Below are 13,613 nucleotides of genomic sequence, written 5' to 3' on the forward strand. Positions count from 1 at the left end.
GCCGCCCTGGCCTCGCTTCAGGGGGCGGGCGCGTACTCGATGCGGTCGCGCCCATTTTCCTTGCAGCGGTAAAGCGCCTGGTCGGCCAGCTCGATCAGTGCCGGCACAGGCAGCGGGCGGCGCGGGTCGAAGGCGATCACGCCGAAACTGCCCGTCACCGTAATGGCTTCGCCGGCGCCGATGCCGATCGGCTGGCAGCGGATAGCGTTGCGCAGCTGCTCCACGCGCGCATGGCCGCTGGCTTCGTCCAGCCCGGGCAGCAACACCAGGAATTCCTCGCCCCCGTAGCGCCCCACCGCGTCGCTCTGCCGCACGGCAGCGCCCAGGCGCGTTACCGCTTCACGCAGCACCGCGTCGCCGGCCGCGTGGCCATGGGTGTCGTTGACGCGCTTGAAGTGGTCCAGGTCCAGGAGAATCAGTAACAGGGGCCGCTGCAGCGCCAGCGCCTGTTCCAGCGCGCGCTCGACAATCTCCATGATGGCGCCCCGGTTCCAGGCGCCGGTGAGGCTGTCGCGCAGGGCGCGTTCGCGCAGCTGCTCGCGCGACAGCTCCAGTTCCCGCGTGCGCTCGCGCACCAGCCGCTCGGTATGCAGCTGGCGCAGCAGCAGGTGGCGCACGCGCAGCCGGTATGCCGCCGCCAGCGCCAGCGCCGTGGCCAGGGCGCACAGCAGATAGAACGGCGTGGTGCGCCACCACGGCGGCAGCACTGTTACCGCGTGCCGGTGCAGCGGCGACACGCTCTGGCTATATGCATTGGTGGCGTAAAACTCGAACTGGTACTCGCCCGGCGGCAGGGCCGCGTAGCGCAGCTGCGGCGTGGCCGATTCGGCCCAGCGGCTCTCCAGCCCCGCCATGCGGTAATGGAAGCGCAGCATACTGCGGTTCTGGTAGTAGGAACTGCTCAGGGCCAGCTCCAACGGCGCGTTGGACCAGGCCATTTTCCACGGCTGGTCCAGCGGCAGCGCTTGGCCCTCGCCGCGTGCCGCCTCCAGGCGCACCGCCAGCGGCGATGGCGCGAACAGCAGTTCCGGCCGCCGCACGTGGCTGGCGCCGTTGCTGGTGGCGACCCACATCGAGCCGTCGCCGTCTTCGTAAAACACGCTGCCGTTGGTGTCGTTCCAGACCAGGCCATCGTTCTGGTTGAAGAAGCGCCACTGCGCGCCGTTCCAGATGGCGATGCCGGCATCGGTGCCCACCCACAGCCAGCCGCGCCTGTCCTCGTACAGCCCGAGGATGCTGGCGCCGTTAAGCAGGCTGCTGTCCACAGGCCGAAGCCGTAGAGTCGTGTCGCCCCCGCCCTCCGCGCGCCACAGCTTGCCCGCAGAATCGCTGAGCCACAAGGAGCCATCCGCCGAGCAGGCCATGCTGTACAGCTCCGCGCCGTTCGGCGACGCCACGTTGTGCTTGCGCCAGGCCGCGCCGTCCAGCCGGAGCACGCCGGCCGCGCTCAGGAACCAGATCGTGCCGCCGGGCGACTGGCACAGGTCGTGGTAGCTCACGGCATTGGCGCCGGTGGGCTGGACCAGGCCCTCGGGAGGCAGCACCTGCCGCGCGCCGCCGCTGGTGTCGGCGACGGCAATGCCGTCCGCCGTGGCCAGCCACAGGCGCTGCTGCTTGTCCACCATCATGCGGCGCACCGCAGGCAGGCGTGCGCCGTGCGCGGTGGCCTGGCCATCCTTGGCCAGCCGCCGCAGCGCGCCGGAATAGGAACCGCCCCACACCTGGCCGCTGCCGTCAATCGCCAGGCTGGACCATTGGTCGGCTTGCGCCGCGGAGGCCGCCGGCACGAAGCGCCGGGCGCCCGGCAGCAGCCTGGCGGGACCGGACCGGGTGCCGGCCACCAGCACGCCGGACGCGTCGCGCACAAACGACAGCAGCACGTCGCTCGGCAAGCCCTGGGCGGCGGTCCAGTTCTCCCAATTGCCGTAGCCCGGCCAGTTGATCAGGCCCAGGCCAAGCGACCCCAGCCACAGCCCGCCGCCCTGGTCGAATTGCAGGGCGTTCACGCCGCCTGCCGCGCGCAAGCCATTCTCCGGGCCATAGTGCTCCCAGCGTGCAGCGTCCCAGCGCACCAGGCCATCGTCGACATTGCTCAGCACGCGGCCCTGGGCGTCCTCGGCCAGCATGGGCCGCAGGCTGGCCTTGCGCAGCAGGTCGCCGGGCGGGGTACGGTCGCAAAAACGCTGCGCGCCGGCCGGCAAGGCCACGATATGGTGTTCGCCGCGCGCCCACAGCTGGCCGGCACGGTCGCGCAGGATAGCGCGCCAGGCATCGGCCGGCACGCCCTGCCCGGCACCCCACACGGTCACGCCGGCGCGGCCTGTCTGGCACAGCGACTGGCCGCAGCCCAGCCACAGCGACGCATCCGGGTCGGCGTGGACGCTGGCTATTTCGCCCAGCGCGCCCTGCTGCGCGATCTGCTGTTCGGAAAAGACCGCTGCCACCCGGGCCTGCCCGCCGTTCAGCGTAAGTGTGTAGAGGCGCTGGCCGCTGACCACGTAGCGGCTGCCGCCTGGGCCAAGCGCCAGGCTTTGCGAAGGCCAGATGCCAAGCTTGCGGCCGTCGTCCCGCAGGACCGGCTGCAGGCGCTCGCCCACTTTCAGGAACAGGCCGTTGTAATTGCCGACCCAGAGATGGTCCTCACGGTCCAGCAGCAGCCCGGTGATCAGGGTCTCGTCCAGGCCCGCGTCCTGCCCATAGCGCTGGAAACCGGCGCCGTCATAGCGGAACACGCCATTCTCGGTGCCCACCCACAGATAGCCGGCGCGGTCGCGCACCATGGCGCTCACGGCCAGGTTGCCCAGCCCTTCCTGCTGGCCAAAGTAGCGCAGCGGCATCTGCTGCGCCGCCACCCAGGCCGGCAGCAGCGCCAGCAGGCTGATTAGTGTCCGTCCCAGCACAGCGCGGTCTCGTTGTTTTCACCGGCGAAATTGCCGTAGAACAAGCTTACGGCGCGCTGCCGCCTTTTGCCAAGACATATTTGGCCGGCAAACGCGGCACCGCCGCAACGGCGCGAGATATCGATAACAAATGTGCGCACCGTGGCCAAAATGTCGTGCTATATTGGCACTGCTATCGATAACACAACGCCGGAAGGAGACGCCGGTGATCGGTAAGCAACACAGCGTGATTGACAACTATAAGGAAAAATTATGCAAAAGCAATTCCATTCGGAGCGGCAAGGCGCTTGTGCGCCCGGCAGCGCCAGACTTAAGATGATAGCGCTATCAGTCGCGTCGGCGTTCCTGGTGCTGGCCGGCGGCAGTGCGCAGGCCGTGAGCTACGTGGCCACCCCGGCGGCGCAGCCTGCGGTCAGCCCGGCAGGCTTCAAGCACCCCGCCCTGGGCTTTACGCTGCAACAGCTGGACTACGCCCGCTTGCAGACCCGCGCCGACGTCGAACCGTACAAGACCTACTACAACATCCTGGCCACGGTGTGCTGCAACTACGCCAACATCAACCTGCTGCCCACCAACCGCGACGCCACCAAGGTCGACACGCCGAACACCCCCAATTACAACGGCAGCACGGCGCAGACCCGCATGATCAACGATTCGCAGGGCGCGCTGACGCAGGCCATCCTGTACTACGTGACCGGCCGCAACGAGTACCGCCGCAATGCCATGCGCATCCTGCGCACCTGGAGCAATATGAACCCGGCCGGCTATGCCTATTTCCCGGACGCGCACATCCATAACGGCGTGCCGCTGTTCCGCATGCTGGCCGCCGCCGAAATCATGCGCTACACGCCGGGCGACCCCGCCCACACGGACTATCCGCTGGTGTGGACCGACACCGATACCCAGAAACTCAAGGACAACCTGATCGACCCCATGGAGCGCACCTTCTTCGCCAGCAAGGAGCGCTTCATGAACCAGCACCTGTACTCGCTGATCGGCCGCATGGCCGGCGCCATCTTCACCGACAACCGCGCCCGCTACGACGAGACAGTGGAATGGATGACCGTCAACGCCAGCTCCACGCGGCAGGACATCAACGGCGCCATCCTGCCCCTGATCCCCCTGGTCGAGGCGGACAATCCCTACAACAAGGCCGGCTACGCCTTCTACCAGATCCAGGAAATGCAGCGCGACCAGGCCCACGGCGGCGACAACGTGGACAACCTCACCGGGCTGCTGCGCATGGTGACTGCCCAGGGCACCAAGGTCGATCCCTACACCGGCGTGCCGTCCACTTCGGGCGACGCGGTCAGCGTCTACCACTTCGGCGGCAACCGCGTGCTGATGGGCGCCAACGCCTACGCCCAGTACATGCTGGGGTATAACGCGCCCTGGGCAGACCTGAGCGGCGGCACCTCCTACATCTCCGGCGCCTACCGCGGCCGCCTGTACGAAGTGGGCGGCATCCCCGAGCTATACAACGTCTACAAGCACGAACAGGGCGTGGACGTGGAAGCCGTGGCGCCCTACCTGGCCACCGCCGCCGCGCATGCGGACGGCCCGGTCACGGCCTGGGGCCAGGCATCGCCCGCCAACAAGGACATGGGCGCGGAAGCCTTCCTCACCCTGCCCCTGCCGCTGACAGGCGTGCCGCTGCCGCCCAACACCGGCATGCTGGAGACGGAGCGCAAGGCGGTCTTCCTGGACGGCGACTGGAGCACGGAAACGGAAGCCGAACGCACCTACGGCCACGCCAGGGTGACGCCGGCCGGCGCCACCGTGGTGTTCCACGACGTGCGCTACGCGGACCGCGCCAAGTACGCCCCCGTGGGCCTGATGGTGCGCACCAACGCAGTGACCAGGCTGGCCGCCAGCGGCTCCGCCACCGGCCTGCCCTGGAGCGAAATGACGGTGCCGGACACCGGGGGTCAGTGGCGCTACATCGTTCCCGATTCCTCCTGGACCGCCGCCGCCGGGCGCGGCTTCGGCGACAACATCATCTATTTCAAGTTCACCGGCGCCGAGGGCGCCACGGTGGACGTGGACTTCGTGAACATGGCGGCGCCCACCCAGCTCACGCCGCCGCGCTTCGCCATGCCGGCCTTCCCGGCCACGGAGCTGATCGTGCAGGGCGTGCCCTACCAGGCGGCCTACACCGCCACCGACGCGCAAGCGGGCGACAGCGTGGTCTACCAGGCCATCAGCCTGCCGCCCGGCGCCACGCTGGACACGGCCACCGGCGCCTTCAGCTGGACCCCCACGGCCGCGCAGGCTGGCGTGCACGAGGTGATCATCAGCGCCACCGACGGCGTATCGATCAGCACCATGACCACCAAACTGAGCGTGCAGCCGGACCGCGCGGCCGCTTTCGCCTCGGCCATGGGCGCCTACGATCCCGCCGCCGTCTACACCACCACCTCGCTGGCCGCGTTCCAGTCCGAACTGGCGCCGCTGCAGGCCGCCATGCTGACGGTGTCCGACGCCGAATTCGGCGCGCTGCTCAACGCGGTGAAGGCAGTGGCGGCCAAGCTGCAGCTGCTCAATCCGCGCGTGGCTTCGGACGGCAGCCTGGACTGGAGCAAGAACATGGTCACCACTACCGTGCTGGACGCCGCGCGCGCTGCCCTGCTGGTGGACGGCGACTACAACAGCACCTCGGGCGACTTGCGCAACCCGGTCACCATCGACTTTGGCGAGAACTACCGCGTGTCGGTGAGCGCCTTCGGCATCCAGGCCCGCTTCATGTTCGGCAACCGCTCGCAGGGCATCAATGTGTACGGCTCGAACGACAATGCCAGCTGGACCCTGCTCACCAGCCGCGAAACCACCGACACGGCCAACCGCAACTTCGAGATGGAAGTGATCCCCGTGATCGCCGGCATGGAGGACGAGCGCTACCGCTACTTCCTGGTGCGCGTGGACCATCCCGGTCCGCCCACCGACCCGGCCTACCCCGGCATTTCCTCGTACAGCGAGTTCCGCTTCCACGGCAACCGCTACGACCTGCTGCAGCCCGTGGACGTGAGCGCCAGCGTGCGCATGCTGCAATCCGGCTTGGCGGTGAATCGATTCACGCAGAAGTACACCGGCACGGTGGCTTTCACCAACACCACCCAGACCACGCTTACCGGGCCGCTGCACCTGCACCTGCAGGGGCTGACCGCCGGCGTCACCGTGGACAACGCCACCGGCGTGAAGGACGGCGTGCCCTACATCACCTTGCCCGTGAGCGAGCTGGCGCCGGGCCAGACCGCCACCGTGACCACCATCTTCAGCAATCCGGCCAAGGCAGCCATCAGCTACGTCCGCAAACTCATCAGCGTCAAATACTAAGGAAACCGACATGAGCAATCTGAAAGACATTCTGGCCCGGCTGATGCTGGCCGCTTTCCTGTCGTGCTGCGCCGGTGCCGGCATGGGCACGGCAGCGGCAGGGCCGCTGTACAGCGTCCGCATCGACACCGCCACCCTGGGCAGCGGCCCGGCTTACCTGGGCCTGTACTTCCTGGGCCTGGCCGACGCGGCGCCGGCCAGCGCCACGGTAAGCAACCTGGCCGGCGCACTGGACGGCACGGCCGACGTGACCGGCACCATAGCCGGCGCCCTGCCCGGCCCGCTGGTGTTCAGCAACGCCAACGGTGGCAGCGAACTGGTGCAGGGCATCACATTGGGTGGCGTGTTCTCCTTCGACCTGACCTTCCTGATGACGGCGGGCGAGGTTGGCAGCACCTTCAGCTGGGCGCTGTTCAACGAAACGGCCTACCTGGGCGCGGACGGCAACCTGGGCATGGTGTCGCTGCAGCCTGGCGCTGCGCCGGGCGGCGCCTACCTGCTCACCAACGCCAGCGCGGCCAGCAGCGTGCAGGTGGTGCCTGAACCGGCCACCATGTGGCTGATGCTGGCGGCCATCCCGCTGGCCATGCTGGCGCGCCGCCGGCGCATGCGTCACCTCCCGTAGAGGTTCAGCAGCAGCCAGGCCGGAAGGCCGGCATACAGCAACGCGTGTCCGGCGCGCTCCAGCCTGCGCCGGACCGCAGCGGCCTTCGAGGGATGCACCGCCGCAGCCAGCAGCGCCGCCGCCTCGATGGCTGCGCGCAGCAGCGCCGCGCATAGCACCACGCCAATCGACCACGCCGCCCACCAGAGTGCGAAGGCGCTGAGATAGGCCTTCAGGCCGAAGGTGTAGTACTCGCCGAAAGCGCTGCCGTAGGCGATATGCTGGTGCAGGTGGAACGCCGGCACCGCCAGCGCCAGCGGCAGCAGCAGGAATTTGCATATTGGATGGTCAAGCCTCCAGCGCCGCAGCGCCGCGCGTGCCTGCGCATATGTTCCCAGCACAGCGCGCGGACGCTCTGCAGGCCGCACGCCGCCAGCACCCGCACCCGCACCTGCCACGACGCCAGCGCCAGCATCAGCGCCCGCCAGGGCCAGCGTCAGCACCAGCGCGGCCGGGTCGGCCAGCGCCAGCCCGTAGCGCCACCGCTTGCCGGACGCGAGCCGTAGATTGGCGCCGGGTCCGGGAATAGGCACCCGCCACAACTCGACCGCTGCGATCTCGCCCAGCGGCAGCGCCATGCGCTGCGCGCCGCGCGAGAACACCAATGCAGGCCGCCCTGGCGCCAACTGCACCAGCGCGGCTTGCGCGGCAAAAGCGCGCAGCAGGCACCACGCCACGGCCTCGGGCAGCAGGAACACAATGGAGAACAGGCGGATCTGCGCCAGCGTATTAGTGCGCAGGGGGTCGTTGAGCAGCAGCGCCACGCACATGCCCAGCAGCCCAAGCTTGGCCAGCGCGCGCAGCAGGCCGGCAAGGAAACGCGCCGCCGGCGGCAACAAGGCCACCCGCACAGGTGCAGCCCCCATGGCCGCCGGCGCCGGTGCCGCCTCCCCGGTGGGCGTCCACCGGCGCCGCCACGTCCGCTGCGCATCTCCCGCCGCGAGGACAAGCAAGAAGGCGCTGGCGGCCATGCCCACCCAGTCGCCCCACAGCACCATCAAGGTCGGCGCCGGCCGCCGCAGGGGCACGTCCGCGATCAGCCGCGCCGGTTCGCCCATGCGCGTGCCGGCCAGCACGCTGCCGGCCGGATCGATCACCGCACTGTAGCCATTGGTCGTAACGCGATACTGCGGCAGCCGCGTCTCAATGCTGCGGAAGGTCGCCACCGCCTGGTGCAGCTGCGCCCCCTGCCGGTTCGCGCTGAACCAGGAATCGTTCGACATGGTGAGGATGGCCTGCGCCCCCAGCCGCGCGCCGCCGATCGCAAGGCCGGAATCCACGTCGTCCAGGCATATCAGCGGCAGCACGGGAACCTCGCGGCCGTCCGCAAGCCGCAGCGGGAACACGCGCGCGCCGCTGCCGGGCAGCCAGCCACCGGTCCACGGCAGCAGGCGCCGCAACGCAGGGCCGTCCAGCCAGGCCGGCAAATGCTCGGTGAACGGGAACAGCCGCGTCTTGCGGTAAAAGCCCAGCAAGCCGGCGCCAGGCTGCACGAAGGCCGCCGCGTTGTACTCGCCCGCGCTGTCCCGCTCATACGTGCCAAACACGAAGGGCGCGCCGGCGGCGTTCACGTTGGCCAGGATTTCACGGTCGAACTCCGCACCGGCCTCGCTCTTGGGCTGCCCGAACGTGGTGGGATAAGCCGTCTCAGACCACAGCACCGCCTCCGCGCCCTGCCGCACCACGGCGTCGTAGCTCATCGCGAAATGCGTATCGAGCACGCCGCGTACCACCGCGTACGCGCCCTTGCGCTGGCGCTCGCCTTCGTAGTCGACGAGATTCGCCTGGATCAACCCCATGCGCAGCGGCTTGCCGGCCGGTTCGGGCAGGCCGGACAACGCGGCCATGCCGTAGCCAGCCAGCAGCACCGGCACCAGCGCCGCCAGTGCCAATGGCCTGGCGGCGGCACGCCATCCTTCGCCCCGGCGCACGTAAGCAGCGGCGATGCCTTCGTTAGCCAGCAACAGCAGCAGCGTGAGCCCCGCCGCGCCGCCCAGGTCCGCCGCCTGGCGCAGCAGCGCGGACGGATACAAGCCATAGCCCAGCGTGTCGCCCAGCAGCCGTGGCAGCATCCACTCCGCCGCCACCCAGGCCGACGCGGCCGACAGCGCGCGCAGCCCCGCACTGTGCCGGCCGCCGCTCCAGCGGCGCACCAGCGCAAACGCCAGGAACTGCGGCTGGAACAAGGGTGCCGCCAGCAGCAGCGCGGCCAGCCCGGCAGCCTCGCCCACGCCCGCATACTGCCCGAGCGCGCTGCCGAACCAATGGAAGACGGCCGCCGTGTACGCCACTGTCATGGCGTAGGCGCTTGCCAAGGTGCCGGCCAGCGTGCGGCGCCCATCCAGTGTGCGCAGCCAGGGAACCAGGATCACAAAGCCCAGCAGCCAGCCTGCGCCGCCACGGGCGTACAGGGCCGACAGGCCTGCGCTGGCCAGTATGCAGGCAGCAGCACGCAGCGCGGCATTGCCGCGATTGCCGGAATTGCCGGGCGGGCCGGGATTGCCGGTTTGGCCGGGTTGGGCGGGTTGGGCGGAAGAGACAGTTCGTTTCATCGTGTTCAGCGGCCCAGAGCGGCCGGATCGGAAGGTGGTGGAATGACGATGCGCCGCACCGGCAGCCCCGCCGGCGCCAGCTCCGCCGGCACCACGCGGTCCTGCGGCACGGGCACCGGCTTGCCGGCGGCGTCCAGCGGCTGGAAGCCGGGGGCAAACATCAGGATCGCCTCGATGGGCTTGCCGTCATCGGTGGACTGGTGGTGGCGCACGTAACCTTCGGGCAGCTTGAAATCCTCGGGCACCGCCAGGCCTGCCAGCGGCGGGCTGGTGCCCGGCGGCGAAAACGCCCCCAGGCCCGTGTGGATGCCGCGTTCGTGCAGGCGCTTGATCACCTCGCCCATGCCCGGATGCTCGCCGCGCACCACGTAGCTTTTCAGGTCGCGCGTCGGGTCCGCATCGCCCTCGGGATCGGCCCTGTAGGCACTGCCCTGCGGGCTGGCCGGCGCCGCGTTCCCGGCGGCAGGCGCCTGCACGGCCGCAGCGGACTGCGGCACCGGCGCGGCGCCCGTTCGGCCGGCCCCGCCGCCGGCGTCGTCCCCGGACCACAGCCACAGGAAAAATGCCAGGCTGGCCGCGCCGGCGGCGAGCATCAGCGCGGCAAGCAGGTAGCCTCGGCTGGGCCGCATGCCGTGCCGTCAGGGCGTGGGGAGGTTGAACACCGAGACCGCCCAGCCCATGCGCTCGTGGCCATACTGGTTCCAGATCGGATTCTTCCCGCCCGAGAACGAGGTATAGCGCGGCGCGCCGGTGCCGGTGGTGCCGCCGAACAGGCCGGCGGTCACGGTGCTGCCGGTGTAGGTCGGATGGGTGTCGTCGGACTGGATATAGTCGTAGCTGCTGCTACTGGAGACGAAGTGGGTGTTGGCGTCGCGGATGGTGGAGCGCAAGGTGGCCGTAATGCGGTTCACGTAGCTGGCCTGGCTCTCGCCCGGCACATAGCGCAGGGCCTCCGAATCGATCTGGCCGTCGCCATTGCTGTCGTGGTCCGCGCCCATGTACTGCGCGAAGTTGTCCGCGCACATGAAGCCCTTCTGGCGTGCCACGTCGCACATCATGTGGTTGATGCGGGCCAGCGACGGCAGGAACTTGTCCTGCATCCGCACGGTCGCGCCGGTGTTGGGGTCTTTGCAGGAGCTCTGCGCGCTGTCCGCCGCGTAGCCGGGATAGTGGAGGTTGGAGATCACTTTCAGCTTCACGCCCGCGTAGGCATTGGCGTTGATGTAATCCATGGCGGCGGTCACAAAGGTCTTGCAGCTGTTTTCCGCCGCCGTCAGCACGGCGTCGTCGCAGGTGCCGGTCTGGCTCTTGTAGGCGGTGCGCGCCTGCAAGCCGTCATTGCCGCACATTTCAAACGTCACCACGCGGGTGCTGCTCGCTTGCATGTAGGAGCGCTCGGCAACGATCTTGTTGTTGTACACGTCCTCCGCCACCGCGCCGGACTTGGTGCGGCGCACGCTCTCGATATCCGCGTTCCACTGCGCCGACAAGTACTCCGCGTCCACCGTCGGCGCCGAATACTTGGCCGCGCTGGTGGTCGAACCGTTGTAGCCGGCGTAGATGGAATCGCCGTACGCCACCACGCGGTATTTGGTCGCCGTGCCAGCCCGGTCTATGGTCCAGGAAACGTTTTGGTTCAGGGTACTGGCGGCGGCCTGCGCGCCCGCCGCGAGCAGTATCGCAGTGAGCAAGGAACTGGAAAAGCGAGCATGCATGGAATGTCTCCTGTCTGTGGTCTGAGAGATGGATGCTTGCAGCTCTTCTTGGCGAAGCTGGCAAACGATTCATCTTAACCAGATGACAAATTCCAAATTGCATTACCCACGCGTTGGCTCGCCAGGCCAATATAATGGCTCGCCAGGCCATGCCTGCTGTCGCGCCGCGATCACAGCCGGCGCCAGACTTCAGGAACAAAATCCTCTTAAATCAGTTACTTAGCATCTTCGGCCCAGGCAACACACCGGCCAAGAGCCCGGCCAACTCCAGCGGCCGCCCCGGCAGATAGCCCTGGATCAGCGCGCAGCCGAATTGTCGCAGGAAGCCCAGGTGGGCATCGGTCTCCACGCCTTCCGCGATCACCCTCAGTTTCATGTTGCGGCCCAGGTCGATAATCGAGCGCACCACGGCGCAGTCGTCGCGCTGGTGCGGCACGCCCTGCAGGAAATAGCGGTCGATCTTCAGGGAGCTGACCGGCAGGGCCTTGAGCAGCGACAGCGAGGAGTAGCCCATGCCGAAGTCATCCAGCCCGATCTCGAAGCCCAGGCGCACCAGCTCCGTCATGATGGGCAAGGCCTTCTCGATGCGCTGCATGACCACCCCTTCGGTCAGCTCCAGGCAGATCTGCCCGGGATCGATGCCGGCGGCCGAGGTGATGGCCATCAGCTCGCGCGGCAAGTCACTGTCGAGAAACTCCGGCGCGGCCATGTTGACGTGCACCCGCACGCCCGGCAGGCCGCTCCGCAGCAGGGGCAGGTCGCGGCACACCTGCTCGATGACCCAGCGTCCGATCAGCACGATCAGCCGGCTTTGCTCGGCAAGCGGAATGAACTGGTCCGGCGGTACCACGCTGCCGTCGGCCTTGCGCCACCGTATCAGCGCCTCCAGCGCCTCCACCCGCAGCGTTTGCGCGTCGCAGATCGGCTGGTAAGCCAGGAAGAATTCATTGCGCGCCAGCGCGTCCTGCAGTGCCGAGAGCATCAGCAGCTGGGCCGCCACTTCGCATTGCTGCGTGTCGCCGTCGGGGCGAAAATAGCTGACCAGGTTGCGGCCGCTGCGCTTGCTGAGGTACATCGCCGCGTCCGCCGCGTGCAGCAGTTGCGCGGTGTCGGCGCCGTGGCGCGGGAACAAGCCGACACCGATGCTGGCCGACACCGACAGCTCGTGGCCCATGTAGTTGAAGCGGGTGCGCGCCGCCTCCAGCACCGTGCCGGCCAGCGTGTCCACGGCAGCCTCGCCCATGCCTTGCGGCGCCATCAGCGCAAACTCGTCGCCGCCCAGGCGCGCCGCCACCGCGCCGGCGGGTGCCAACTGGCGCAAGCGGCCGGCGAACTGGCGCAGCACCTCATTGCCGGCGGCATGGCCGAAGCCGTCATTGATGGGCTTGAACTGGTCCAGGTCGATGTACAGCAGCGCGAACTGGCCGCCCGCCGCGCAGGCATCGTCCAGCAGCGCGTGGAAGTGGGCGCGGTTGAACAGGCCGGTCAGCTCGTCGGTCTGGGCCAGCACCCTCACCCGCTCCTGCTGCACCATGCGCTGGGCGGTCTGCGCGATGAGCGCGCTGATCGATTCCGCCAGGCCCGGCAACTGCGCTTCGCGCTGGCGCGGCGCGGCGCTGAAAAACTCCAGCACGCCGGCGCAGTGCAGGCCGCCGTCGGCGGCGACATAGGTCACCGGGAAGAAGAAGCCGGACTGCAGCCCGCAGCGCTGCGCGGCATGTGCCCGCGTCATGCCAGCAGGGGCGGCGCCGGTGTCTACCCACTGCGCCTGGCCGGTCAGCCAGGTCTGGCCCACCGGCCCTTCGCCGGGCTTGATCGCCAGCCCGGCAGCCGCGCTGCGGAATGCCGAATAGTCGCGGTCGGCCGTGTGCCAGACGTGGCGGCAGCCCAGCGTTTCGCCGGCGGCGCCATGTTCGCGGGCCCAGAATGCGCCCCAGTCCCAACCCAGCTCCTCGCACACCAGGTGGATGATTTTGTAGACCGCCTCGTCGAAGGTATCGGTGCCGATCAGGTAGCGCGTCAGCGCAAAATTGAAGCGCTCGCGCATGGCGGCGCGCTTGACCGCCGTGACATCAGTCAGCAGCCCGCTGACCACGGGCTGGCCCGGCGCCGCCAGCGACTGCAGGCGCAGCCAGCGCAAGCCCTGCTCGGGCGCGATGACGCGGAACTCGCAGTCCGTCGCTGCGGCCTGCCCGCTGAGCTCCGACAGCACCGCCGCCAGCACGGCCGCGTCCTCCGCCACCACCGCCCTGGCCCAATGCCCGGCCGGCGCATCCTCGGCGCCCAGCAGGCGCAAGGCGACCGTGGACAAGCTCATGTGGGCGCCGGCGCGCACCATGGACCAGCGGCCCAGCCCGGCCAGTTCATCGATCGGATCCGCCGGCACAGCGGGGCGTAGCGCTAAAACATTGTTGACCATGGTGTCCCTGAAAGGAGTTGGGGCATCGCC

7 protein-coding genes are annotated in these 13,613 nt (G+C 68.8%); 2 read left to right on the plus strand and 5 right to left on the minus strand.

Going from position 1 to position 13,613, the window contains the following annotated elements:
- Window positions 1-17: 17 nt before the first annotated feature.
- The gene (locus tag ASC94_RS03050) at window positions 18-2,900 is read right to left on the minus strand and encodes a diguanylate cyclase (protein WP_056390548.1); all 2,883 of its coding nucleotides are present in this window, start codon (window positions 2,898-2,900) and stop codon (window positions 18-20) included.
- Window positions 2,901-3,215: 315 nt separating this feature from the next.
- Between ASC94_RS03050 and ASC94_RS03055 the strand changes: the two genes are divergently transcribed.
- Together ASC94_RS03055 and ASC94_RS03060 are read left to right on the plus strand one after the other, a co-directional pair.
- Entirely contained in the window at window positions 3,216-6,233 is a 3,018-nt protein-coding gene (locus ASC94_RS03055; protein ID WP_056390551.1) for a putative Ig domain-containing protein, read from the plus strand.
- Between the two features lie 10 nt (window positions 6,234-6,243).
- Window positions 6,244-6,858 carry an NF038129 family PEP-CTERM protein gene (locus ASC94_RS03060; RefSeq protein WP_056390554.1) on the plus strand — a complete coding sequence of 205 codons (615 nt, stop codon included), beginning with the start codon at window positions 6,244-6,246 and terminating at the stop codon, window positions 6,856-6,858.
- On the opposite strand, the gene lnt is transcribed toward ASC94_RS03060, so the two are convergent.
- The 4 genes from lnt to ASC94_RS03080 form a co-directional block, all read right to left on the minus strand.
- Window positions 6,846-9,449, minus strand: a complete 2,604-nt coding sequence (lnt, locus tag ASC94_RS03065; protein ID WP_082616089.1) for an apolipoprotein N-acyltransferase — start codon at window positions 9,447-9,449, stop codon at window positions 6,846-6,848. The two genes, ASC94_RS03060 and lnt, sit on opposite strands and share 13 nt — an antisense overlap.
- A gap of 5 nt (window positions 9,450-9,454) precedes the next feature.
- On the minus strand, window positions 9,455-10,078 hold the full coding sequence (locus ASC94_RS03070; protein ID WP_056390556.1) for a hypothetical protein: 624 nt from the start codon (window positions 10,076-10,078) through the stop codon (window positions 9,455-9,457).
- Window positions 10,079-10,087: 9 nt separating this feature from the next.
- Window positions 10,088-11,164 (minus strand): hypothetical protein, encoded by a 1,077-nt coding sequence (locus ASC94_RS03075; protein ID WP_056390560.1) that lies wholly within the window; start codon window positions 11,162-11,164, stop codon window positions 10,088-10,090.
- A 211-nt stretch (window positions 11,165-11,375) separates the two neighbouring features.
- Window positions 11,376-13,583 (minus strand): bifunctional diguanylate cyclase/phosphodiesterase, encoded by a 2,208-nt coding sequence (locus ASC94_RS03080; protein WP_056390562.1) that lies wholly within the window; start codon window positions 13,581-13,583, stop codon window positions 11,376-11,378.
- Window positions 13,584-13,613: the final 30 nt, after the last annotated feature.

It is taken from the genome of Massilia sp. Root418 (assembly GCF_001425265.1).
GTDB lineage: Bacteria > Pseudomonadota > Gammaproteobacteria > Burkholderiales > Burkholderiaceae_D > Rugamonas.